We start from the raw sequence: 23,552 nt of genomic DNA, 5'->3' as shown, positions 1-23,552 counted from the left end.
ACGGTCCCGCCTTTAGTGGTTGTCGCGCGGCAGGCCCTTGGTCTGGGCGATGCGCTGGTACTTGACCGCCGGTTCCAGAACCGCGCCGGTTTCCATCTGGCTGACGATGCCGCGCTGGATTTCCTGCCATGGAGTCTGGTGATCGGGGAATTTGAAGCCACCCTCGGCAGAAAGCGCCTCGTAACGCTTGGCCAGCTCCTCGCCGGAAATCAGGATATCGGCCGTGCCACGGCCCACATCGATGCGAACGCGGTCACCTGTCTGCAGGATGGCGAGACCGCCACCGGCCGCTGCTTCCGGGGAAGCGTTGAGGATGGACGGGCTGCCCGACGTGCCGGACTGACGGCCATCACCGATGCAGGGAAGCGAATTGACGCCTTCCTTCAAAAGATAATCCGGCGCACGCATGTTCACCACTTCTGCCGCACCCGGATAACCGATCGGGCCGGCGCCGCGCATGAACAGGATGGTGTTGGCGTCGATCTTCAGCGACGGATCGTCGATGCGGTGGTGGTAATCTTCCGGACCGTCAAACACCACGGCGCGGCCTTCGAAGGCTTCCGGGTCATTTGGGTTGGAGAGGTAGCGGCCACGGAATTCTTCCGAGATCACGCTTGTCTTCATGATGGCCGAGGAGAACAGGTTGCCGCGCAGAACGCGGAAGCCGGCGCGCTCCTTGAGCGGCTGCTCATAGGGGCGGATGACCTTCTCGTCCTCGATGATCGCACCACGGCAATTGTCGCCGATGGTCTTGCCGTTGACGGTCATGGCGTCTTCCATGATCAGTCCCTGGGTCATCAGCTGGTTGACGACAGCGGGAACACCGCCGGCATGGTAATAATCTTCGCCGAGATATTCGCCGGCCGGCTGCAGGTTGACGAGCAGCGGCACGTCTTCACCATAGGTCTGCCAGTCATCCACGGTCAGCTCCACGCCGACATGGCGAGCAAGGCCGTTGAGGTGGATCGGCGCATTGGTGGAGCCGCCGATAGCCGAGTTGACGCGGATGGCGTTGATGAAGGCGTCCTTGGTCATGATATCGGAAGGCTTGAGGTCTTCCTTGACCATTTCGACGATCCGCAGGCCGGTGAGGTAGGAAACTTCCTGACGGTCGCGGTAAGGCGCCGGAATGGCGGCGGAGCCGGGAAGCTGCATGCCGAGCGCTTCGGCAAGCGAATTCATGGTTGTTGCCGTGCCCATGGTGTTGCAATAGCCGGTGGAGGGCGCCGACGAGGCGACGAGCTTGACGAAGCCCTGATAGTCGATCTCGCCCTTGGCCAGCAGTTCGCGCGCCTTCCAGACGATGGTGCCGGAGCCGGTGCGCTCACCACGGAACCAGCCGTTCAGCATGGGGCCGACGGACAGGGCGATGGCCGGAATGTTGACGGTGGCCGCCGCCATAAGACAGGCAGGCGTGGTCTTGTCACAGCCGATGGTCAGCACGACGCCATCGAGCGGATAGCCATAAAGCACTTCCACGAGGCCGAGGTAAGCCAGGTTGCGGTCAAGGCCCGCCGTCGGGCGCTTGCCGGTTTCCTGGATCGGATGGACCGGGAATTCGATGGCGATGCCACCGGCTTCACGGATGCCTTCACGCAGGCGGTTGGCCAGTTCCAGATGGTGACGGTTGCAGGGTGAAAGATCCGAGCCGGTCTGCGCAATGCCGATGATCGGGCGGTCGGACTGAAGCTCGGCCTGGCTGAGACCGAAGTTCATGTAACGCTCGAGATAAAGCGCCGTCATATCCGCGTTGGCGGGGTTGTCGAACCACGCGCGCGAACGAAACTTGCCTTTTGTGGCGGGCAGATTGTCGGATTTGGTCATGATGCAGGTCTCCAGCCGGAAGTGGCCAACGGTAAAATATTACGAAATGCGACAAGCTTATGTTGTGCGCAAGGAAAATGGAATCAGCTTTTCGGGATCACGCATAACCGACAGAGCAGGCCCAGACGAGTGATTTGGGGCTGTTCTTCGGCTTTAACCGAATATTTTTCGGTGCTTACGACGATGGCGGCATAGCGCAACGGTCTCTCCCTCCCTGTCATTCCGGAAAACAACGGCCTCATGGCCTCATGCTCCGTCACGACCTGATGTCTTTATTTGTATTACTATTAGATGCGGACATCGCCTGTCAAGCTGGATCAAACCCCATTTCCGGTATGCTTTCAACAACAGAAAAATCGATTTATGTGCATATAACCTATTGATTCATTGCATTTTATGGCAAAATTCAAGTCAAACCGACATCTGGCAAATTGCGGAAACGCCAAAAAACCACTTTCCAAGAGTATTACTATATGCTCATAGTGTTGCCGTCACGCTGACATCATCTCTGGGAGGAATAAGATGAGAAAAGCTCTCGCGACAGTTACTGTCGCCGTTTCGCTGTGCCTTGCATCCGGTGTTTCCGCACAATCGCTTACCGTCGGCTTCTCGCAGATCGGTTCGGAATCCGGCTGGCGCGCGGCTGAAACCACCGTTACCAAACAGCAGGCCGAAAAACGCGGCGTCACGCTCAAATTCGCCGACGCGCAGCAGAAGCAGGAAAACCAGATCAAGGCCGTTCGCGGCTTCATCGCGCAGGGCGTCGATGCGATCTTGATCGCCCCTGTGGTCGCCACCGGCTGGGACGCCGTTTTGAAGGAAGCCAAGGAAGAGAAAATCCCTGTCATCCTGCTCGACCGCCAGATCGAGGCGCCGGATGATCTTTACCTGACCGCCGTTACGTCGGATCAGGTGCACGAAGGCAAGGTGGCCGGCGACTGGCTGGTCAAGGATGTCGGCTCCAAGGACTGCAAGGTCGTGGAATTGCAGGGCACAACCGGCTCCTCGCCCGCCATCAACCGCAAGAAGGGTTTCGAGCAGGCCATCGAATCCCACAAGAACATCAAGATCGTGCGCTCGCAGACGGGTGACTTCACCCGCACCAAGGGCAAGGAAGTGATGGAAAGCTTCATCAAGGCCGAAGGCGGCGGCAAGGATATCTGTGCCGTCTACGCCCATAATGACGACATGGCCGTCGGCGCGATCCAGGCGATCAAGGAAGCGGGCCTGAAGCCCGGTACCGACGTCAAGGTTGTCTCCATCGATGCCGTACCTGATATCTTCAAGGCCATGGCCGCCGGTGAAGCCAACGCCACCGTAGAACTGACGCCTGACATGGCCGGCCCGGCCTTCGATGCGCTTGAAGCCTATCTGAAGGACAAGAAGGCGCCTGCGAAGTGGATCCAGACGGAATCCAAGCTTTATACGGCATCCGATGATCCGATGAAGGTTTACGAGGCGAAGAAGGGCCTGGGTTACTAAGGCCTGTCTTTTGAGGAACGGCGCGAAAAGTTGCGCCGTTTCTTTCGGTTAAACGAGGGGCGCAAGCCCGACACCGAATGATCGCATATGGGGCGAGCGTGTGCCGCCTGCTTCTTCTCCCCGAGGGGGAGAAGGTCGCGGCAGCGGGATGAGGGGGCGAGGGTGTGGTCAATCGCTGGCGTTGCCCCCTCATCCGACCCTTCGGGCCACCTTCTCCCCGGCGGGGAGAAGAAACCCGCCGCTCCCGACGCGATCACTTCACCGATACCCATTTCGATACGGAACCTGCTTAATGTCCGAAACGGCACCACTTCTGGAAGCACGCGCCATCGGTAAATCCTTTCTCGGGATCACGGCGCTGGACAGCGTCGATTTTTCGCTCGGGCGCGGTGAAATCCATGCGCTGCTCGGTGAAAACGGCGCGGGCAAATCGACGTTGATCAAAATCCTGACCGGAGTTTACCACCGCGACAGCGGCTCGATCTTTCTGGAAGGTAGCGAGATTTCACCCGCCAATGTCGGCGAAGCGCAGGCGCTGGGCATCGGCACGGTCTATCAGGAGGTGAACCTTCTCGAAAACCTGACGGTTGCCGAAAACCTGTTTCTCGGACGCCAGCCGCGCCGCTTCGGACTGATCGACCGCAGCACGATGCAGAAGCAATCGCAGGCGCTGCTTGCCCAATACGGGCTGTCCATTGACGTCAACGCGCTTCTCTCCAGCTATTCCGTCGCCATCCGCCAGATCATCGCCATTGCCCGCGCCGTCGATCTTTCCGGCAAGGTGCTGGTGCTGGACGAGCCGACCGCCAGCCTCGACGCCCATGAGGTCGAGATGCTGTTCGGGGTCTTGAGAAACCTGCGGGCGCGCGGCATCGGCATCGTCATCATCACCCACTTCCTCAATCAGGTCTATGATATCGCCGACCGGGTGACGGTGCTGCGCAATGGCCGCCTCGTCGGCACCCGCGATATCGGCAGCCTGCCGCGATCCGAACTGATCTCGATGATGCTCGGCCGTGAGCTTCAGCACATCACCCACGAACATCAGGCGACCGAAGATACCGTTGTCGAGGGCGAACCGCCGATCCGTTTCGAAGGTTACGGCAAACGCGGCAGCATCGCCCCCTTCGATCTCGGCATCCGCCCCGGTGAGATCGTCGGCGTCGCCGGGCTGCTCGGTTCGGGCCGCACGGAAACCGCCTTCCTGCTGTTCGGCATCGACAGGCCGGATACCGGAAAAGCTGTCATCGATGGCCAGACGGTGGCGATTTCTTCGCCGGAAGCCGCCATTACCGCCGGTTTCGGCTTCTGTCCGGAGGAGCGCAAGACGGATGGCATCATCGGCGATTTTTCCGTCACCGATAATATCGCGCTCGCCCTTCAGGCCCGGCAGGGCTGGGCGCGGCCCATTTCCCGAAGGCAGAAGGTGGAGCTTGCCGAAAGCTTCATCAAGTCGCTCGACATTCGCCCGGCCGATCCCGACCGGCCGATCAAATTCCTGTCCGGCGGCAACCAGCAGAAGGCCATTCTGGCCCGCTGGCTCGCCACGCATCCCCGGTTGCTGATCCTCGACGAGCCGACACGCGGCATCGATATCGGCGCGCATGCGGAAATTCTGAAAATGATCGAAAAACTCTGTACCGAAGGCATGTCGCTCGTCGTCATTTCCTCGGAACTGGAAGAACTGACCGCCGTGGCGCATCGCGTCGTCGTGCTTTCGGATCGTCGCCATGTCAGCGAGTTGAAGGGCGGCGACGTGACCGCCGACAACATCATGCGGGCAATTGCCGATGCGGCAGCCAAAACGGAGGCGGCATGATGGTGGCTGTGACCCGACGCCTGAAAAGGCTTGCTCCCCAGCTTGCCGCGCTTTTCGTCATTCTGGCCGCGATTACAATCGTTTCGCCGGGCTTTCTCAATGTTTCGTTCCAGAACGGTCGGCTCTACGGCAGCCTGGTGGATATTCTGGTGCGCGCCGCGCCCGTGGCGCTCCTGACCATCGGCATGACGCTGGTCATCGCCACCAAGGGCATCGATCTTTCGATCGGCGCGGTCATCGCCATCTGCGGGGCGGTGGCCGCCACACTCATCAGCAACGGCCACTCCATCCCCTCCGTCATCGCCATCTCGCTTGCGGTCGGCATTGCCTGCGGCCTGTGGAATGGCGTGCTGGTCGCCCTTCTCGACATACAGCCGATCATCGCCACCCTCATCCTGATGGTGGCGGGGCGCGGCATCGCCCAGCTCATCACTGAAGGTGTCATTCTCACCTTCAACGATGACACATTCTCCGCCATCGGTTCCGGCTCCTTCGCCGGCATTCCCCTGCCCGTCATCATCTGGCTGGCGGCCGCACTTCTGATCGGTCTTCTGGTGCGCAAGAGCGCGCTGGGATTTCTGATCGAGGCAACCGGCATCAACCGCCGCGCGGCAGCGCTGGCCGGTGTGCGGGCGCGCTTCCTGCTGTTTTTCGTCTATGCCGTTTCCGGCCTCTGCGCCGCCATCGCCGGCATGATCGTGACCGCCGATATTCGCGGCGCGGATGCCAACAATGCCGGGCTGTGGCTGGAGCTGGACGCCATATTGGCTGTCGTGATCGGCGGCACCTCCCTGAATGGCGGGCGCTTCTCCATCACCGCCTCGCTGATCGGCGCGCTCATCATCCAGACCATCAATACCGGCATTCTGGTCTCGGGCTTTCCGCCGGAATTCAACCTCATCATCAAGGCCGGCATCATCATGGTGGTGCTGACGCTGCAATCGCCGGCGATCATGGCGGTGCTGGGCTTCGTCAGACCACCCAAACCACACGCCAAACCGGCAGCCACCAACGGCATGACCAAGGAAGGAACCGCGCGATGATCCATAGCCGCAATCTTCCCTTCCTCACCACATTGACGATCTTCGTGGTCGCCTATCTTCTCTGCGTGCTGCAATATCCGGCGATCCTGTCGACGCGGGTAATCGGCAATCTTCTGACCGACAACGCCTTTCTCGGCATCGCTGCCGTCGGCATGACCTTCGTGATCCTTTCGGGCGGCATCGATCTCTCCATCGGTTCGGTCATCGCCTTTACCAGCGTCTTCGTGGCGGTGATGGTGGGCACCTATAATATCCATCCGCTGCTGGCCTTCGCCATCGTGCTTGTGGTCTCGACGCTGTTCGGCTGCCTGATGGGGGCGATGATCCGTTTCCTGTCGATCCCGCCTTTCGTGGTGACACTGGCGGGCATGTTTCTGGCGCGTGGTGCTGCCTATCTTATCTCGACGCAGTCGGTGCCGATATCGCACCCGTTCATCGATGCTATACAGGGCTTTTATTTCCGCTTTCCCGGAGGTGGCAGGCTGACGGCGCTCGCCATACTGATGCTCATCGTCTTTGCCGCCGGCATGCTGCTCGCCAGCCGCACCCGCTTTGGCGCCAATGTTTATGCGCTGGGCGGCAACCCGCAATCGGCCGAGCTGATGGGCGTGCCGATCGGCGCGACGACCATCGGCATCTATGCGCTGTCCGGTTTCCTGTCAGGCCTCGCCGGCATCGTCTATACACTCTACACCTCGTCAGGTTATTCGCTGGCGACGGTGGGCGTGGAGCTGGACGCCATTGCCGCCGTCGTCATCGGCGGCACGCTGCTGACGGGCGGCACGGGGCTGGTGGCGGGCACCTTCATCGGCATCCTGATCCAGGGACTGATCCAGACCTATATCGTTTTTGACGGAACGCTGTCGTCCTGGTGGACGAAAATCGTCATTGGCGTGCTGCTTTTCGTCTTCATCGTGTTGCAGCGCGCAATCATCTGGTATTCAAACAGGAGACTGGCCGGGCCACACCCGGCATAACCGCACACGGAGGCTTGCTTGGGGCTGCTCGAAACGACGATAAGCGGGCGAAAACGCCGGAACAGCCACGCCCACGTGGTCTCCGAACTCGGCAGCGCCATCGTCTCGGGCAGAATAGCGGAAGGCTCGCTGCTGCCCAATGACGCCGAACTGTCCATGCGGTTCGGGGTTTCGCGCACCGTGCTGCGTGAAACCATGAAGACGCTGGCGGCCAAACGGCTGGTGGAACCGAAAGCCAAGGTCGGCACCCGCGTTCTTGACCGCTCAAGCTGGAATTTCTTCGATCCTGACGTGTTGGGCTGGCGCTGCGAGGCCGGCATAGACGAGGAATTCGTCACGCATCTGGCGCAAATCCGTCTGGCGCTGGAGCCGGCGGCGGCAGCTGCGGCGGCCCTGCAGGCCTCCAATGATGATATCGTTTCCCTTTACGTCATCGCCGCCAAATTCGACAATCCGAAGCATACGCCGGAAAGCATCGCCAAGGTCGATCTCGAATTCCACCTTGCCGTGGCGCACATGTCCGGCAATCCCTTCATGCGGTCGGCAAGCGGGCTGATCGAAGCAGCCCTCGCCATTTCCTTCCAGCTTTCGTCACCGGCCGCCTCGCCCGGCACCATCGCCGAGATTGCGTCCAACCACCTGCGCATCGTTCACGCCATCGCCGCGCGTGATACCGATGCCGCCGTGAAAGCCATGCGCCACGTGATCGAGGTGGGCAAGGACCGGACGCAGAAGGCGATCAAGACGCCCTGAAGAGGGCTTGCGCCTTCCCTGTCTTCTGAAGCGACGAACGGGCCTTAACGCCCTGAAAAGAATCAGAGAAAATTCAGCGTCACCAGCGCCAGCACAAGGTAACGAGCCACCTTGGCTACCGTGACCAGCAGCAGGAAGATCGGCAGCGGCTCTTTCATGATGCCGGCCGCAACCGTCAGCGGATCGCCGATCAATGGCGCCCAGCTTAAAAGCAGCGACCAGCGGCCATAACGCCGATACCAGTTCTGGGAACGTTGCAGCGCCGCCTCGCCAACGGGAAACCAGCGCCTGTGCCGGAACCGTTCGATGCCGCGGCCAAGCAGCCAGTTGACGAAGGAACCGGCCACATTACCGACACTGGCAACGGCCACCAGCAACCAGACCGGTTGCGATTTCAAGAGGATGAGACCGGCCAGCGCCGCCTCCGACTGCATGGGCAGAATAGTCGCCGCCACAAAGGCCGTCAGAAACAAACCCGTATAAACCGCCAGATCGGCCATTGCCCGCCCTTCATCACCAGCGAATCCCGCCGCGGCCCCTGAAGTGCCGGATGATGGCGCGCACCGTCAAGCACCCCCCTGACATCACTGAGGGGATATCAGGCCGAATTCGCCGCAATGGCGCGTACAATGTCGTCATGATCCACCTCCAGCAGCGCCTTGTGAATGGACAATTGCCTGATATCACCGGACGCAAGCAGGATGACGATCACCGTTTCGCGTGGAGGGCAATCCGGCAGGGCACAGGACAGCTCGCTGACGGTGACAATGTCATCGGCATGCAGATTTAGCAGGTTGCGCGCCCATTGTTTCAGAAGCCGGGCCTGCGAGACGATCGCCGAGCCGCTGCGCGCAAGGGGGTTGGTCATGAAGCACCCTTTCGCCTCGCCTGCGAGGCCAATGTATCGAAAAGATCGCGGATCGGCTGTTGCGGCATATCCATGCCGATCAGCACGAGACGGGTTGCACGGTTGCCATCCGGCCAGCTTTCCAGCCTTGCCAGCGGATAAAGCCGGTGCTGCACGGCGTGGGCAACCACCGGCCGATCCGGATCGTCCGTCGCCTGGAAAATACCTTTCAGCCGCAACAGGCCGGAATGCACGTTGCTGGTGACGAGCTCGAGAAAGGTAACGATCATCTGCGGATCAAGAGCGCCGTCGAAAGTGAGATCAAAAGCCTCGACGCCGACACCATGACGGTTGATATCATGGACATGGCCGGCATGCAGGCTCAGCCTGTCGGCCGCCAGCCATCCCGGCACATCCTCCGGCTTGCCGCGTAGCGAGTAGTTCTTCGTTGCAAAAAGCGACATGAGATCAAAGCCGGCCGCATTGCGGTCATGCAACAGGGCGGCGGGGTTGAGGTCTGTAAGGCCTTCACGGTCCATCGCGGTCGCATCGGCAAGGTCGGTTTTCGTCAGGACAATATGGTCGGCAAAGGCAAGTTGTTTCCAGCCTTCGATGAAACTGTCGAGCATCGCCCGGCCGGAAGTGACGTCGAAAACAGTGACCACACCCGAAAGATGAAAGTGCCGGGCGACGATGTGGTCGCGCAGGCCGAGCGCCGGTGTGCCGCCGGCAATCAGGCTGTTGATGATCGGCGCGGGATCGGCAAGTCCCGTCGTTTCGATAACGACACGCGATATTTCCGGCATCACCCCCTCCAGAAAGGTCTGATGCAATTCGTAAAGCGAGGTACGGATATCGCTGGTCGCGTTGCAGCAGATGCAACCGGTCGTGGTTCTGAAATACCGTTCCGAGCCGGTGCGCACCAGATCGTGATCGATGGGCACAGATCCGAATTCATTGACGATGACGGCGGCGTCAAGCATGGCCGGTTCGTTCAGAAGCTCGTTCAGCAACGTGGTCTTTCCCGCCCCCAGAAAGCCGGTCAGCAGGGTCACCGGCACTGTCCTGACAGATGGCGAGACAGCCGAATCGTCTCCTCGCGCCACCGCCTGCTTCCGCTTCATTCCGAACACATCCGCACCTTCGAACTCATAAAATCAGCGGTAACTTATTATGTTATGTAATAACATATCAATAGCGTTTCGCGAGTTTTCGGTTCGACGCAATTGTCGTTACCCGGCTGCGAAAATCATCTAGCCCGGAGCACCTGCTTTCGGACGCATGAAAAAACCATAAGAGAGAGGAAATGGAATAATAAAATCGTTTCTTTCACTTTCGTTTTATTCGTTCCACGCGCTCTTGCATTTTCGTTAAAGTTCGTTTTTAATTCCAACTGCTAATACAGAAAAGATGGCCCGCAGCTTGATCGAGGAGGATAGGCTGCAATAAGGGGCTGTATCTTTTACTGTTTTTAAAATGGGAGGAATCACCTTGAAAAAACTCAGCTACCGCCTCGCTGCGGCATCCGCGCTTTCGTTTTTTGTCACATCGAATGCTTTCGCTGCGACGGAAATCCAGTGGTGGCACGCCATGACCGGCGCCAATAACGAGGTCGTGGACGCGCTTGCGAAAGAGTTCAACGACAGCCAGAAAGACTACAAGATCACGCCCGTGTTCAAGGGCACTTATCCGGAAACGCTGAATGCCGGCATCGCCGCCTTCCGCGCCAAGCAGCCGCCGGCCATTATTCAGGTCTTCGACGCCGGTTCCGGCGTGATGATGGGCGCCGCCGGCGCCATCAAGCCGGTAGCGGATGTGCTGAAGGAAGGTGGCTACACCTTCAACAAGGATGAATATCTGGCTGGCATCGTCGCCTATTATTCCAAGCCCGACGGCACCATGCTGTCCTTCCCCTACAATTCGTCCTCACCGATCCTTTATTACAACAAGGACACGTTCCAGAAGGCAGGCCTTGACCCGGCCAACCCGCCGAAGACCTGGCCCGAAGTTTTCGAAGCCGCCAGGAAGATCAAGTCCAGCGGTGCATCGCAATGCGGTTTCACCTCCACATGGCTCACCTGGATCCAGACCGAAAACTTCGCCGCCTGGAACAACGTGTCCTATGGCAGCAATGAAAACGGGCTTGGTGGCACCGATGTGAAGCTTGCGGTGAATGCGCCGCTCTTCGTCGAGCATTTCCAGGCGATTGCCGATCTCGCCAAGGACGGCACCTTCCGTTATGGCGGCCGCACCTCGGAAGCCAAGCAGCTGTTCATGTCCGGCGAATGCGGTATCCTGACCGAATCTTCCGGTGGTCTCGGCGATATCGTCAAGACCGGCATGAATTACGGCATTGGCCAACTGCCCTATTACGAGGGTCACGGCCCGCAGAACACCATTCCCGGCGGCGCCAGCCTCTGGGTGTTCGGCGGCAAGAGCGACGCCGAATATAAGGGCGTTGCCGAATTTTTCCATTTCCTCTCTCAGACCAAGATCCAGTCTCGTCTGCATCAGGTCTCCGGCTATATGCCAGTGACGATCGCGGCCTATGAGGAAACCAAGAAATCCGGCTTCTACGACAAGAACCCTGCCCGCGAAACGCCGCTACTGCAGATGATGGGCAAGCCGCCGACGGAAAACTCCAAGGGCGTTCGCCTCGTGAACCTGCCGCAGGTCCGCGACATCATGAACGAAGAGTTCGAGGCGATGCTGGCCGGCAAGCAGGACGCGAAGGCCGCACTCGACAAGATCGTGACGCGCGGTGATGCGGCCATCAAGCAGGCCACCGGCAACTAATACGATCCCTGCCACCGCCCGCATCCCAACAAGGTGCGGGCGGCGTTTCCATTTCATCAGGAGATCGCCGTGCAAAGCGTCGTATTCCCCAACAAGATCCTGCCCTATCTGCTGGTCGCACCGCAGATCATCCTCACGGTGGTCTTCTTTTTCTGGCCGGCAAGTCAGGCACTCTACCAGTCGACCATGCGCGAGGACGCCTTCGGGCTGAGCAGCAATTTCGTCGGTCTGGCCAATTTCTCTGCGGTACTTTCGGATGAAAGCTACCTCAATTCGCTGCACGTCACGGTGATTTTCAGCGTGCTGACCGCGCTTGTCTCCATGGGGCTGGCGCTGCTTCTGGCGACCGCCGCCGACCGGGTGGTGCGCGGCAAGGGGTTTTATCGCACGATGATGATTATGCCCTATGCCGTGGCGCCTGCCGTGGCAGGTATGCTTTGGCTGTTCATGTTCAACCCGGCCATGGGAACTTTCTCTTATATCCTGCGCCGCAACGGCATCATGTGGGACCCGCTGCTCGACGGCAATCAGGCCATGCTGCTGGTGGTCGCAGCCGCTGCGTGGAAACAGATCAGCTATAATTTTCTGTTCTTTGTCGCAGGCTTGCAGGCAATTCCGAAATCATTGCTGGAAGCGGCCTCCATTGATGGCGCGCGCGGTTCGCGGCGCTTCTGGACCATCGTTTTCCCGCTGCTGGCGCCGACCACCTTCTTCCTTCTGGTCGTCAATACGGTTTACGCCTTCTTCGACACCTTCGGCATCATCCATGCCGTCACCGGCGGCGGCCCCGCCAAGGCGACGGAAACGCTGGTCTACAAGGTCTATAATGATGGCTTCGTGAACCTGAACCTCGGCTCTTCCGCCGCGCAATCGGTCATCCTGATGGTGATCGTCATTGCGCTCACCGCCTTCCAGTTCCGCTTCGTCGAGAAGCGCGTGCACTACGGCTGAGGATTTCACAATGATTGAAAATCGCCCGGTCGCCCGCATGGTCGCCCATCTGATGCTCATTCTCGGCATCATCGTTGTGGCCTTCCCGATCTACTACACCTTCGTCGCCTCTTCCATGACGTCGAACGACATTATCCGCCCGCCGATGTCGCTGCTGCCCGGCGACCATCTGACCGAGAACTACACCGAGGCCATGGTCGGCGGTGTCGAGAGAGTGGTCGGCGTCAGCCTCGAACGGCTGCTGTTCAACAGCTTCGTCGTGGCACTCGCCATCGCCATCGGCAAGATCGTCATTTCGTTCCTGTCTGCCTTCGCCATCGTCTTCTTCCGCTTTCCATTCCGCATGGGCTTTTTCTGGATGATCTTCATCACACTCATGCTGCCGGTGGAGGTGCGTATCCTGCCCACCTACAAGGTCATCGTCGATCTTGGGCTGATTGACACCTATGCGGGACTGACGCTGCCGCTGATGGCGTCTGCGACGGCGACGTTCCTGTTCCGGCAGTTCTTTCTGACTATTCCCGGTGAACTGGTCGAGGCGGCGCGTATCGACAATGCCGGTCCGTTCCGCTTCATGCGCGATATTCTGCTGCCGCTGTCGAGAACCAATATCGCCGCGCTTTTCGTGATCCTGTTCATCTATGGCTGGACCCAGTATCTCTGGCCGCTGCTCGTCACCAACGACGCCAAGATGAACACGATCATCATCGGCCTCAAGCGCATGGTGGATTTCACCGATGCTTCGACGCCCTGGAATTATGTGATGGTGACGGCGATCCTCGCCATCATCCCCCCTGTTATGGTTGTGGTGCTGATGCAGCGCTGGTTCGTCAAAGGTTTGGTGGAGACCGAAAAATAATGGCAAAAATTGCGCTGAAAGACGTCCGCAAGGTTTATGGCGGCAATGTCGATGCGATCAAAGGCGTATCGATGGACATCGCCGATGGTGAAATGATCGTGCTGGTCGGCCCCTCCGGCTGCGGCAAATCCACGCTGCTGCGCATGATCGCCGGGCTGGAAAGCATATCGGGCGGTGAAATCTCCATCGGCGACCGCGTCGTCAACGATCTCGAACCTTCCGACCGCGACATCGCCATGGTGTTCCAGAATTATGCGCTTTATCCGCATATGACGGTGCGCCAGAACCTTGCCTATGGCCTGAAGAACCGCAACACGCCGAAGGAAGAGATCGAACGGCGCATCACCGAGGCGGCCAAGGCGCTGGAGATCGAACAGTTCCTGGAGCGCAAACCGCGCCAGCTTTCCGGCGGCCAGCGCCAGCGCGTGGCCATGGGCCGCGCCATCGTGCGTAAGCCGGCCGCCTTCCTGTTCGATGAGCCGCTTTCCAACCTCGATGCCAAGCTGCGTGTGCAGATGCGCGTCGAAATCCGCCGCCTGCAACGCTCGCTCGCCACGACAAGTGTTTATGTCACCCATGACCAGATGGAAGCCATGACGCTCGCCGACCGTCTGGTGGTGCTGAATGCCGGCCGCATCGAGCAAATGGGCACGCCGATCGAGCTTTACGAAAAGCCGGCCACCACCTTCGTCGCTACCTTCATCGGCTCACCCTCCATGAACCTTCTGGCCCATGCCGCGGCCTCCTCCAATGGCTTGACCGGCTGGTCGGTGAATGGCGCCGCAGCACTACCGCAAAACGCCGCCACGCTTGGCATCCGCCCGGAAGACATCACGCTGGCGGAAGCAGAACCCGCCGATGCCGCCTTCACCGCCAACGTGCAGGTGGACGCCGTGGAACTGGTGGGGGCGGAAAGCTATGTGCACGGCTCCTTCGCCGATGCCACCACCATCGTCTTCCGCGTTCCCGGCCGTTCGCAGCTGCGCATCGGCGAAACGCTGAAGATCGCCGCGCAGGCCAAGGATTTCCATCTGTTCGATGCGACGGGCAAGCGGATTTAAACTTATCGATGAAAATCGAACACCCGCCATTCGGCGGGTGTTCTGGTATCGCTAAAACCTCCGGCAGTTCCCTACCACACCAGCTCCACCTGCGGCCGGCCGTTGGAGGTTTTCTCCACCGTGCGGCCGGAGGCATCGATATTGCAGTGGACGCGTTGCCGGAAGGCGGAGAAGCTTTCGAAGGTCACGACGTCGACGGGGTCGTCCAGATGCAGAGTGAGCCGATAGCGTTCCGGGTCACCGCCAAGCGCCTGGACGCCGAGCACGGAGGCGACGAAAGGCTGGCCGAGATAAAGGCCTTCCACCCTGGAACCCAGAAGATAGGGATTGAAGGCGGGGCGGTTGCCGGCTGCTGCGTGCAGGGTGTTCCAGTCGCGGAAGCCATATTGCGCGGCGATGAGTTCCAGCGCCTTTGAGTGGGTGATTGCCTGCCCCTGTTCTTCAAGGGCGGCGCGCAGGCGTTTTGCCTGTTCTTTCAGCCCCTCAAGGGCGGGAAGCGGTTTGGACACGTTCATAACGGTTCTCCAACATTGACATGCCGAATTTTCCGAAGGGGGTCCGCGTTGCCATCGACGACATGCAAAACATGGGGATGACCGTTATCAGGGATAAGAGCTTCACCAGGGGCATAAATGCCTGCGGACGGCCGGGGCTCTCTGCCCGTGGCGTCCGTATAACTCAGAACGCGCCGCCCGTCAAAGGCGGCGCTGAAATCCGTACCGGGATCAGAAGCGATAGGTGATACCGGCGCCGATCAGCCAGGGATCGAGCTTCGCCTTGCCGCTGATCGGCGTGCCGCCCAGTTCGGCGGTCCAGTCGGTCTTCAGGAAGATCTTCTTCACATCGAAGTTCACGCCCCAATGCTCGTCGAGCATATAGTCGAAACCGACCTGCACGGCAGCACCTAGCTTGTTCTTGACATCGAGATTGCTGAAACCGGGCTGTTCGGACTGGTTGTAGAACAGCGAATAGTTCACGCCGGCACCGATATAGGGCTTGAAGGCGCCGAAATCGGTGAAGTGATATTGCAGCGTCAGCGTTGGCGGCAGCAGCCATGTCTTGCCGACCGGCGTGCCGGCCAGCACACCCTCGCCATTGATCTTGGCATAGGTGGTGCCGAGAATGAGTTCAGCGGCAAAATTCGGCGTGAAGAAATAGGTGATGTCGAGTTCCGGGATCACCGTATCGGAATAGGAGAGGCCGGCACCCGGCACACCGTCGACGCTGCCGCTGTCATTGGTGATGACGCCGAGACCGCGCACGCGCAGCATCCACGGGCTTGCCGCCGCAATCGCCTCTTCGGCGGTGGGCGCCGGTGCTGCCGGGGCCAGATCGGCGGCCATGGCATTGGCCGACACCAGCATTGCCGCAACACTAACCGCGACGCTGGCAAGCAAGGCGGTTCTTTTGTTCCTGTTCGTCATTCCATCTCTCCTTTAGCGCAGCCTGTATCCGTTCGGACATTCCCCAGGGCGCGTCTCACCTTCTCGAACCGGCGCATCGGTGCTTGCCGATGCCACAGCCGTCACCGGGAACCCCGAAAACGGCTGGTGAGGGTGGGCTGCGAATCTGGCGCTGCCACGACCGTCACGGCCACTATGGCGAAGGGCAGGAGACACCGATTGAGATGGATCAAACCGTTGCAGCATTGAGGCGTGCAGACGGCTGACGGGCGAGGATTGTGACAATTACGCAACAGCAGGAGGCGGGAGACCGGCGCAAAATCGCCATGGGACAGCGCACAAAAAAGGCGGGAGATGATCCCCCGCCCCGCTTTTTCAGCAACGGACTTGCGCGTCAGACGTAACGATTGACGACGTTTTCCAGATATTCCTGACGACCGGATTTCGGCTCGGGATTGATATCCTCCCGCTCCACCAGCGCGGTAATCTCGTCGAGCTTCAACTCGCCGCGCAGCATCTTCTGGGCCTCGGGGGAATCCCACTTGGCGTAGCGCTCGTTCAGCGGCTTCGACAGCGCGCCGTCCTCGACCATCTTCGCCGCCGCCTTCAGGCCGCGGGCGCAGCAATCCATACCACCGATATGACCGATCAGCAGGTCCTGCGGATCGAGAGACTGACGACGCAGCTTGGAATCGAAATTGGTGCCGCCATTCTTGAAGCCGCCACCGGCAAGAACGTGGTAATAGGCGAGCGCCATTTCCGGCACGTTGTTGGGGAACTGGTCGGTATCCCAGCCGGACTGGTAATCGTTGCGGTTCATGTCGATGGAACCGAAAATGCCGAAGGCATTGGCCATGGCCAGCTCATGCTCGAAGGAATGGCCGGCAAGGATGGCATGGCCCTGCTCGATATTGACCTTCACTTCCTTTTCCAGCCCGTTTTTCTGCAGGAAGGCATAAACGGTGGCGACGTCATAGTCGTATTGGTGCTTGGTCGGCTCCTGCGGTTTCGGCTCGATCAGGATCGTGCCCTCAAAGCCGATCTTGTATTTATATTCCACTACCAGATTGAGGAATCGGCCCAGCTGGTCGAGTTCACGCGACAGATCGGTGTTGAGCAGGGTCTCGTAACCTTCGCGGCCGCCCCACAGAACGTAGTTCGCGCCGCCGAGCTTCTTGGTGGCATCCATGCAGGTCTTCACCGTGGCGGCGGAGAAAGCGAAGACATCCGGGTCCGGATTGGTTGCCGCACCGGACATGAAACGCCGGTTGGAGAACAGGTTCGCCGTGCCCCACAGGAGCTTCACGCCAGTCTGGGCCTGCTTTTCGGCAAAATAATCAACGATTTCGTTGAGGTTCTTCGTGTTCTCAGCAAAGTTTTTGCCTTCCGGGCGCACATCGGCGTCATGGAAGCAATAAAATGGCGAACCGAGCAGCGAGAAGAATTCGAAAGCCACATCGGCCTTCAGCTTCGCAGCCTGCATGGTGTCTTCGAACCACGGACGCTCAAACGTCTGGCCGCCGAAGGGGTCGCCGCCCGGCCAGGTGAAGGTGTGCCAGTAGGCCACCGCGAAACGCAGGTGGTCTTCCATGCGCTTGCCGGCGACGATTTCATCGGGGTTATAATGGCGGAAGGCCAGTGGGTTGGTGCTGTCGGGGCCTTCATATTTGATTTTGGCGATATCGCCGAAAAAACCTGTGCTCATGGTGGGTCCTCCTGTGGTGGGTTTAGATGGTGTTCTGAAATTTCAGGGTTGGCGTGCGCCGCTCACCCCCCTCTGTCCTGCCGGACATCTCCCCCTCAAGGGGGGAGATCGACTCGTGGTTACGTCTTGTCCTCACGCGAGGTTGAAGATGGAGCGAGAGATCGCGTCCTGCTGATCTCCCCCCTTGAGGGGGAGATGTCCGGCAGGACAGAGGGGGGTGAGCGGCGAACTCGAAGCCTCAATGCGAAAGCGCCCGAATAGCCGGATAAAGCGCGTGATACCGCCGATAAGCCTCCTCATAGGCCCCAGCCAGATCAGCCACCGGCTCAATCGTCCGCGCCGTCTCCGGCTGTGAGCAAACGGCAACCGGGTCGGCCCCGGTCGCAGCAATGAGACCAAGACGGGCAGCACCGAAGGCCGCACCGAAATCACCTTCCGCCGGAATATCCACCGGCACACCGAGCGAGGTAGCGATCGACGCCAGCCAATAGGCCGAACGCGAACCGCCGCCGATGGCGGTAACCCGCGAAATCGAGGTGCCGGCAGATTTCAGCGCTTCGAGGTTGTCGCGGATGGCAAAGGTCACGCCTTCCAGCACACCTTGAGTCAGCGCCTTACGGTCGCTTTCATGCGAAAGACCTATGAAGGAGCCGCGAATGGCCGCGTCATTATGCGGCGTGCGCTCGCCGGAGAGATAAGGCGCGAAGGTAACGCCGGTCGGCGCAAGCAGCGCCTCTCCCAGTTCGCTGGTCAGATCGGCGGCGGATTGCCCGGTGAGGCGCGAATACCAGTTCAGCGCATCGGTGGCGGAGAGGATGACGCCCATCTGGTGCCAGGTGTTGGGCAGCGCATGGCAGAAGGCATGCACGGCGCTTTCCGGCTTCGGCAGATAGGAGGCGTTGGCGGCGAAGAGCACGCCTGATGTGCCGAGCGAGACGAAAGCATGGCCTTCCTTCACCGTGCCCATGCCGCAGGCGGAAGCGGCATTGTCACCCGCGCCACCGGCTACCACGGTGCGGCCGGAAATGCCCCATTCAGCAGCAAGTTCAGAGCGAAGCACGCCCGCCTCATCCGTACCTTCCACCAGCGACGGCATGTGTTTTTCATCAAGGCCGGTGGCGGCGAGAAGTTCGGAAGACCATTTACGTGCACCGGTATCCAGCCACGAGGTGCCGGCGGAGTCGGACATTTCCGAGATATATTCGCCCGTCAGCCACAGACGGAGATAATCCTTCGGCAGCAGCACCTTCGCCACTTTCGCGAAGATTTCAGGCTCGTTCTTCGCCACCCACGCAAGCTTTGGCGCGGTGAAGCCAGGGAAGACGATATTGCCTGTTATCTTGCGGAAACGTGGATCGGCGTCCAGTGCGGCAGCCTCGGCATGGGAACGCGTGTCGTTCCACAGAATGCAGGGGCGCAGCACCTTGCCGGCCGCATCCACAAGCGTCGCGCCGTGCATCTGGCCGGAAAGGCCGATGCCCTTCACCGCGGCAAGCTCCTTCGGGAATTTCTGCTTCAGGCCGGCGACGGCGGTTTTCGCGGCGGCGATCCAGTCGGCCGGATCCTGTTCCGACCAGCCATGATGCGGACGCGAAACCTCCAGCGAACCATTGGCCGAACCGACAATCTTCTGATCGCCATCCATCAGCAGGGCTTTGATGCCTGAAGTGCCAAGATCGAGACCGAGATACATGTATTTCTCCATTCCGGCGCTCCATGCGCCACTTTCAGCGTTTTTTAAAAGTTACCGCATTTCCGGACGGAAAACCGGCGGCCACTTTTCCTGGAAATGCTCTCGTCAGGGCAGATTGTCCCTGAGGAATATGTCGATACGGATACGTTCCTGCGCGGCGATGACCGGCTGGCCATCGGCGCGGGCCTTCAATACGCGCATCGCGCTGCGCACCTCATGACCGGCATCCTGGTTGAGCACGGCGTCGAGCACGCCTTCCCGCAGCGCATTGGCGGTGTTTTCCGTCAGTTCGTGGGCGATGACAGACAGCGGCCTTTCGCCATCCAAAGCTCTGAGCGCCCGGATGAGGCCGCGATTGCCGGCGCCGAGACTGTAGATGCCTGACAGCGCAGCATTGCCGAGCGCTCCGGCGACCAGCGCCTCGACGGTTGCCGGATCATCCTTGCCCTCCAGCACCGGCAGAAGCCGCAATTGCGGAAATTCGGCTTCGATGACGGCGCGAAAACCTTCCAGACGTTCGCGATGGTCGCGCACCAGCATGGAACCGGCGACAACAGCGATATCGCCGCCACGGCTGGAGAGGAAACGTCCCATCAGGCTCGCCGCCGTGCGTCCCGCCGCGGCATTGTCGACACCGGCATAGTGGTCGCGGCGCGAGCCGGAAAGATCGGAAACCAGCGTCACCGTGGCGATGCCGTCTTCCGCCAGCCGGTCGGCGGCTTCCGCCACATCTTGCGAATCGGTGGCGACGAAAGCCACACCCGACGGCTTTTCCCGTCGCGCCACTTCCAGGGCCTCGGTCAGTGCTGCGGCATTAAAGGGCGGCACCTCTATGATGCGGATCGCCGTGCGCTCCAGATGGGAGCGGGAGGCGGCAGCCCGCACCTCGGCCCTCAGCGTCGCCATGAAGGAATTGTCATTGCCCGGCAGGATGAAGACCAGCGAATAATTACGGCCCTTGGCCAGATTGGCGGCGGCGATATCGCGCACATAACCAAGCTCGGCAATCGCCGCCTCCACGCGGGCGCGGGTGGCGGCATGAACGCCCGGACGCATGTTCAGCACCCGGTCGATGGTGGCGAGACTGACGCCCGCGCGCTCGGCAATATCATGAACTGTCGGCTTCATGGCTCCTCCCCTCGCCTTTGAATATCCAGCTTTGGGGTCGAGGTAAACCGAAAAATGATGTACGTACCTCATATTTCGTCGAAAGGCGGTATCGGGTTGAGTGGCTCTTCGCAAAACGGTGCCGCGCATTTCTTCTCCCCGAGGGGGAGAAGGTGGCCCGAAGGGTCGGATGAGGGGGCAACGTTCGCGATTGACAGTACCCTTGCCCCCTCATCCCGCTGCTGCGGACTTCTCCCCCTCGGGGAGAAGAAACAAGCGGCGACCGCTCGCCCCACTGAGCCAGCAGGCAAAAAAAGGGGCCGTCATTTTCGACGGCCCCAGCTCTGCGGTGGATGGGAGGGGATTTTTTTAGTGCGCCGCGTCTGGCGGCGGCGCTGCCTTGGGTTTCTGGATCAGGATCGTCATGAAGATCAGGCTGCCGAACAAAAGCGTCAGCGCGAAAAACACATCCGCGAAGGCCAGGATCCATGCCTGCTGCGAGACCATGCCGACCAGTTTCTTGATCGCGACGGATGCGCCGTCCAGCCCGTAGGAATCATAGTTTGCACCGACATTGTTCAGCCACTCCAGCGCCTGCGGATTGGAGTAGCTGATATGTTCCGCCAGCCGCACATAATGATCGTCGGTGCGCTGCGACAGCATGGTGTTGATGACGGCAAGGCCAACCGCACCGCCAAGGTTACGGGTGAGGTTGAACAGGCCCGACGCATTGCGGATGCGGGCAGGCGGCAGCGTGCCGAGCGCGATGTTGTTGATCGGCACCATGCACATCATCAGCCCGAAACCGCGCAGGATCTGCGGGATCAGCAATTCATAGAAGTCCCAGTCGGTCGTCACATAGGTCATGATCCACGTACCGCAGCCGAAGCTGATGAAGCCGATGGCCATCATTGCCCGCGGGTCGAGCTTGGTGGAGACCTTGCCGGCGATCGGCGCGGTGAAGAACATGGCAAGGCCGGAGACGAACATGGTCTCGCCGATCATCAGCGCATCATATCCCCTCACCCGACCGAGATAGAGCGGGTAGAGATAGGTCAGCCCGTAAAGCCCGATGCCCATGACGAAGGAAAACAGCGAGCCGATGGAGAAGTTTCGGTCGGCGAAGGCGCGGATATCGACGACCGGGAATTCCACCTTGAAGGCGCGCCAGAAGAACACCACCGCACCGATGACCATGGCGACGGATCCAATGACGATACGTTCATCGTTGAACCAGTCCTTGTTGTTGCCCTCTTCCAGCACATATTCCAGCGAGCCGAGGAAGACCCCCATGGAGATCAGCCCCCACCAGTCGAACTTCTTCCAGAGCGAGTGTTCCGGCTTGTCGAAATCGATCAGGCTCCAGGTCAGGATGGTGACGATGATGCCGGGAATGATGTTGACGAGGAACAGCCAGTGCCAGGAAAAGGCATTGGAGAGATAACCGCCGACCGTCGGGCCGATGGTCGGCGCAAGCGTGGCGACCAGACCGATGATCGGCGAGACGACGGAGCGCTTCGACGGCGGGAAGATCGTGAAGGCGGCCGCGAAGACGGAGGGGATCATGCCGCCGCCGATAAAGCCCTGTATCGCCCGATAGACGATCATCTGGTCGATATTGGTGGCGGTGGCGCAGAGCGCGCTCGAAATCGTAAAGCCCGCCGCACAGGTGGCGAAGAGCACGCGCGTGGACAGGATGCGCGCCAGCGTGCCCGACAGCGGAATCATGATGACTTCGGCGATCAGATAGGAGGTCTGCACCCAGGCGATCTCATCTGAGCCCGCACCGAGGCCGGCCTGAATTTCCGCCAGCGAGGCGGAAACGATCTGAATATCGAGAATGGACATGAACATGCCGAAGACCATCGCGAAAAACGCGATGAGCCTGCGCCTGTCCATCGGAGGATCGACGGGGACAGATGCCCCGCCCGTACCGACAACCGTAGCCGCCATGATCTTGCCCTCGACGACGCTTTACTTGGCTTGCGCCGTTTTCGTATTTTCAGGCGCCGTGCGCGTGTCGACATCAACGACGACGCTCAGGCCCGCACGCAGATTGTGCCTGGCAAGATCGTCCTTCGAGAAGACGATCCGCACCGGCACGCGCTGGATGACCTTGGTGAAGTTGCCCGTGGCATTTTCCGGCGGCAGCATCGAGAAGACCGAGCCAGAACCGGGCGAGATCGACTGCACCGTGCCTTCAATGGTCGCATCGTCAAAGGCATCGACATGGACGCGCACCTTCGAGCCGGGCACCACGCTGGCCAGCTGCGTTTCCTTGAAATTGGCATCGATATAAAGCTCGTTCATCGGCACCAGCGACGCCAGACGCTTGCCCACCGAGACGAGGTCGCCGGTCTGCACCGCCAGATTGCCGATGACGCCGTCATAAGGCGCCTTCAGCACGGTGAAGGACAGGTCGCGAGCGGCCTTGTCACGGGAAAGTTCAAGCGAGCGGATGGTGCTTTCGGCCTCCTCGCGCTGGGCGCGCAGAAGTTCGACATTGGCTTTTGCCGACGAAATCGCCGCGTCGCCGGCCACGACATTCGCTCGTGCCTGATCAAGTGCGACCTGCGCATTGTCGGAAGCGGCAACGGTGCCGACGTCCTTCGCCTGCAATTCGCTGGCGCGCTTCTGGGTGATTTCGGCACCGCGAAGGGCGGCATCCAGCGCACCCTTCTGGGCAACGGCCTGTTCCTGCGAGGCTTCGCCGCCGATGATCTGCGCATCGATACGCTTCAGCGACAGTTCCTCGGTGCGGATCTGCGCCTCGGCCTGATCGAGCGCGATGCGGTAGTCGCCATCGTCGAGTGTCACAAGCGGATCGCCCGCCTTGACTTCCTGGTTTTCGACCACATTGACCTTGGCAACGTAACCCGACACCTTGGGCGCGATGACGGCGATGTCACCTTCTATATAGGCATCATCAGTCGAGACCATGAAACGGCCATCGATCCACCAGTTGTAACCGTACCAGCCGGCACCGGCGAGAGCAGCGATGGCGATGACAGGAAGAAGCTTCGAACGCTTCTTCTGCTTCGGTGCGGCGGTTACCTGGGGCGGCTGTTGCGGTGGGGCGTCTGCCGGCTTTGCCGGAGAGGTCTCGGCCTTGGCGGAGATGTCCGCCTCTTCCGCATCGTTGACGGCGCGAACCGCGCTATTCTTCTGGGCCGACATGAGAGTATACCGTGATAATTGAAGAAAAATTTTCGAACTGAACCGTTCGGTTCGA

The 23,552-nt window shown here is 60.1% G+C and carries 20 protein-coding genes; 9 read left to right on the top strand and 11 right to left on the bottom strand.

Translation table 11 applies throughout. The annotated features are described in order from the left end of the window. Positions 1–12: 12 nt before the first annotated feature. Positions 13–1,824 carry an IlvD/Edd family dehydratase gene (locus FCH38_RS19660; protein ID WP_174374836.1) on the bottom strand — a complete coding sequence of 604 codons (1,812 nt, stop codon included), beginning with the start codon at positions 1,822–1,824 and terminating at the stop codon, positions 13–15. Between the two features lie 522 nt (positions 1,825–2,346). On the opposite strand from FCH38_RS19660, the gene ytfQ reads away from it, so the two are divergent. The 5 genes from ytfQ (at position 2,347) to FCH38_RS19635 (ending at position 7,898) form a co-directional block, all read left to right on the top strand. Continuing rightward, the gene (gene ytfQ / locus FCH38_RS19655; RefSeq protein ID WP_174374835.1) at positions 2,347–3,306 is read left to right on the top strand and encodes a galactofuranose ABC transporter, galactofuranose-binding protein YtfQ; all 960 of its coding nucleotides are present in this window, start codon (positions 2,347–2,349) and stop codon (positions 3,304–3,306) included. A gap of 292 nt (positions 3,307–3,598) precedes the next feature. Then, positions 3,599–5,125 (top strand): sugar ABC transporter ATP-binding protein, encoded by a 1,527-nt coding sequence (locus tag FCH38_RS19650; RefSeq protein ID WP_174374834.1) that lies wholly within the window; start codon positions 3,599–3,601, stop codon positions 5,123–5,125. Then, positions 5,125–6,168 (top strand): ABC transporter permease, encoded by a 1,044-nt coding sequence (locus FCH38_RS19645; RefSeq protein ID WP_174374879.1) that lies wholly within the window; start codon positions 5,125–5,127, stop codon positions 6,166–6,168. Before FCH38_RS19650 ends, FCH38_RS19645 begins: the two co-directional genes overlap by 1 nt. Continuing rightward, entirely contained in the window at positions 6,165–7,145 is a 981-nt protein-coding gene (yjfF, locus tag FCH38_RS19640; protein WP_174374833.1) for a galactofuranose ABC transporter, permease protein YjfF, read from the top strand. The genes FCH38_RS19645 and yjfF overlap by 4 nt, the downstream gene beginning before the upstream one ends. An 18-nt stretch (positions 7,146–7,163) precedes the next feature. Continuing rightward, a complete protein-coding gene (locus tag FCH38_RS19635) occupies positions 7,164–7,898 on the top strand; it encodes a FadR/GntR family transcriptional regulator (RefSeq protein WP_174374832.1) in 735 nt (244 codons plus the stop codon). Between the two features lie 62 nt (positions 7,899–7,960). Here the strand turns inward: FCH38_RS19635 and FCH38_RS19630 are convergent, their stop codons facing one another. The 3 genes from FCH38_RS19630 to FCH38_RS19620 all read right to left on the bottom strand — a co-directional run bounded on the left by FCH38_RS19630 (position 7,961) and on the right by FCH38_RS19620 (position 9,869). Further along, positions 7,961–8,398, bottom strand: a complete 438-nt coding sequence (locus FCH38_RS19630; protein ID WP_149899088.1) for a YqaA family protein — start codon at positions 8,396–8,398, stop codon at positions 7,961–7,963. Between the two features lie 98 nt (positions 8,399–8,496). Next, positions 8,497–8,766, bottom strand: a complete 270-nt coding sequence (locus FCH38_RS19625; protein ID WP_174374831.1) for a hypothetical protein — start codon at positions 8,764–8,766, stop codon at positions 8,497–8,499. Next, entirely contained in the window at positions 8,763–9,869 is a 1,107-nt protein-coding gene (locus tag FCH38_RS19620; protein ID WP_174374830.1) for a CobW family GTP-binding protein, read from the bottom strand. The genes FCH38_RS19625 and FCH38_RS19620 overlap by 4 nt, the downstream gene beginning before the upstream one ends. A 361-nt stretch (positions 9,870–10,230) precedes the next feature. Here FCH38_RS19620 and ugpB point away from each other — a divergent pair, with 361 nt between their 5' ends. The 4 genes from ugpB to FCH38_RS19600 all read left to right on the top strand — a co-directional run bounded on the left by ugpB (position 10,231) and on the right by FCH38_RS19600 (position 14,412). Next, positions 10,231–11,541 (top strand): sn-glycerol-3-phosphate ABC transporter substrate-binding protein UgpB, encoded by a 1,311-nt coding sequence (gene ugpB / locus FCH38_RS19615; RefSeq protein WP_174374878.1) that lies wholly within the window; start codon positions 10,231–10,233, stop codon positions 11,539–11,541. Positions 11,542–11,610: 69 nt separating this feature from the next. Continuing rightward, positions 11,611–12,492, top strand: a complete 882-nt coding sequence (ugpA, locus tag FCH38_RS19610) for a sn-glycerol-3-phosphate ABC transporter permease UgpA (protein ID WP_035228177.1) — start codon at positions 11,611–11,613, stop codon at positions 12,490–12,492. 10 nt (positions 12,493–12,502) lie between these two features. Beyond that, positions 12,503–13,351 (top strand): sn-glycerol-3-phosphate ABC transporter permease UgpE, encoded by an 849-nt coding sequence (ugpE, locus tag FCH38_RS19605; protein ID WP_149899091.1) that lies wholly within the window; start codon positions 12,503–12,505, stop codon positions 13,349–13,351. Continuing rightward, positions 13,351–14,412, top strand: a complete 1,062-nt coding sequence (locus FCH38_RS19600) for a sn-glycerol-3-phosphate import ATP-binding protein UgpC (protein ID WP_174374829.1) — start codon at positions 13,351–13,353, stop codon at positions 14,410–14,412. Before ugpE ends, FCH38_RS19600 begins: the two co-directional genes overlap by 1 nt. A 71-nt stretch (positions 14,413–14,483) precedes the next feature. Here the strand turns inward: FCH38_RS19600 and FCH38_RS19595 are convergent, their stop codons facing one another. The 7 genes from FCH38_RS19595 to FCH38_RS19565 all read right to left on the bottom strand — a co-directional run bounded on the left by FCH38_RS19595 (position 14,484) and on the right by FCH38_RS19565 (position 23,497). Then, a complete protein-coding gene (locus FCH38_RS19595) occupies positions 14,484–14,927 on the bottom strand; it encodes a glyoxalase superfamily protein (protein ID WP_153516601.1) in 444 nt (147 codons plus the stop codon). Positions 14,928–15,137: 210 nt separating this feature from the next. After that, complete coding sequence (locus FCH38_RS19590) at positions 15,138–15,836, bottom strand: OmpW/AlkL family protein (protein WP_149899094.1); 699 nt, start codon at positions 15,834–15,836, stop codon at positions 15,138–15,140. A gap of 373 nt (positions 15,837–16,209) precedes the next feature. After that, positions 16,210–17,520: a xylose isomerase gene (gene xylA, locus FCH38_RS19585; protein WP_153516602.1), complete on the bottom strand. Its 1,311-nt coding sequence runs from the start codon at positions 17,518–17,520 to the stop codon at positions 16,210–16,212. A 238-nt stretch (positions 17,521–17,758) separates the two neighbouring features. Continuing rightward, the gene (xylB, locus tag FCH38_RS19580) at positions 17,759–19,213 is read right to left on the bottom strand and encodes a xylulokinase (RefSeq protein ID WP_153516671.1); all 1,455 of its coding nucleotides are present in this window, start codon (positions 19,211–19,213) and stop codon (positions 17,759–17,761) included. A gap of 105 nt (positions 19,214–19,318) precedes the next feature. Continuing rightward, positions 19,319–20,341 carry a LacI family DNA-binding transcriptional regulator gene (locus FCH38_RS19575; protein ID WP_153516603.1) on the bottom strand — a complete coding sequence of 341 codons (1,023 nt, stop codon included), beginning with the start codon at positions 20,339–20,341 and terminating at the stop codon, positions 19,319–19,321. Between the two features lie 348 nt (positions 20,342–20,689). Next, entirely contained in the window at positions 20,690–22,273 is a 1,584-nt protein-coding gene (locus FCH38_RS19570) for a DHA2 family efflux MFS transporter permease subunit (protein ID WP_149899097.1), read from the bottom strand. A 21-nt stretch (positions 22,274–22,294) separates the two neighbouring features. Then, positions 22,295–23,497: an HlyD family secretion protein gene (locus FCH38_RS19565; protein ID WP_174374828.1), complete on the bottom strand. Its 1,203-nt coding sequence runs from the start codon at positions 23,495–23,497 to the stop codon at positions 22,295–22,297. Positions 23,498–23,552: the final 55 nt, after the last annotated feature.

The sequence above is a fragment of the Agrobacterium tumefaciens genome (assembly GCF_013337285.1).
Lineage (GTDB): Bacteria > Pseudomonadota > Alphaproteobacteria > Rhizobiales > Rhizobiaceae > Agrobacterium > Agrobacterium burrii.
This window is presented reverse-complemented; position numbering and strand designations above follow the sequence as displayed.

Bases quoted from the DNA above. Each gene is read 5' to 3' on its own strand.
- FCH38_RS19660 (WP_174374836.1), bottom strand. From the start codon at position 1,824: ATGACCAAATCCGACAATCTGCCCGCCACAAAAGGCAAGTTTCGTTCG.
- ytfQ (WP_174374835.1), top strand. From the start codon at position 2,347: ATGAGAAAAGCTCTCGCGACAGTTACTGTCGCCGTTTCGCTGTGCCTT.
- FCH38_RS19650 (WP_174374834.1), top strand. From the start codon at position 3,599: ATGTCCGAAACGGCACCACTTCTGGAAGCACGCGCCATCGGTAAATCC.
- FCH38_RS19645 (WP_174374879.1), top strand. From the start codon at position 5,125: ATGGTGGCTGTGACCCGACGCCTGAAAAGGCTTGCTCCCCAGCTTGCC.
- yjfF (WP_174374833.1), top strand. From the start codon at position 6,165: ATGATCCATAGCCGCAATCTTCCCTTCCTCACCACATTGACGATCTTC.
- FCH38_RS19630 (WP_149899088.1), bottom strand. From the start codon at position 8,398: ATGGCCGATCTGGCGGTTTATACGGGTTTGTTTCTGACGGCCTTTGTG.
- FCH38_RS19625 (WP_174374831.1), bottom strand. From the start codon at position 8,766: ATGACCAACCCCCTTGCGCGCAGCGGCTCGGCGATCGTCTCGCAGGCC.
- FCH38_RS19620 (WP_174374830.1), bottom strand. From the start codon at position 9,869: ATGAAGCGGAAGCAGGCGGTGGCGCGAGGAGACGATTCGGCTGTCTCG.
- ugpE (WP_149899091.1), top strand. From the start codon at position 12,503: ATGATTGAAAATCGCCCGGTCGCCCGCATGGTCGCCCATCTGATGCTC.
- FCH38_RS19600 (WP_174374829.1), top strand. From the start codon at position 13,351: ATGGCAAAAATTGCGCTGAAAGACGTCCGCAAGGTTTATGGCGGCAAT.
- FCH38_RS19595 (WP_153516601.1), bottom strand. From the start codon at position 14,927: ATGAACGTGTCCAAACCGCTTCCCGCCCTTGAGGGGCTGAAAGAACAG.
- FCH38_RS19590 (WP_149899094.1), bottom strand. From the start codon at position 15,836: ATGACGAACAGGAACAAAAGAACCGCCTTGCTTGCCAGCGTCGCGGTT.
- xylA (WP_153516602.1), bottom strand. From the start codon at position 17,520: ATGAGCACAGGTTTTTTCGGCGATATCGCCAAAATCAAATATGAAGGC.
- xylB (WP_153516671.1), bottom strand. From the start codon at position 19,213: ATGTATCTCGGTCTCGATCTTGGCACTTCAGGCATCAAAGCCCTGCTG.
- FCH38_RS19575 (WP_153516603.1), bottom strand. From the start codon at position 20,341: ATGAAGCCGACAGTTCATGATATTGCCGAGCGCGCGGGCGTCAGTCTC.
- FCH38_RS19570 (WP_149899097.1), bottom strand. From the start codon at position 22,273: ATGGCGGCTACGGTTGTCGGTACGGGCGGGGCATCTGTCCCCGTCGAT.
- FCH38_RS19565 (WP_174374828.1), bottom strand. From the start codon at position 23,497: ATGTCGGCCCAGAAGAATAGCGCGGTTCGCGCCGTCAACGATGCGGAA.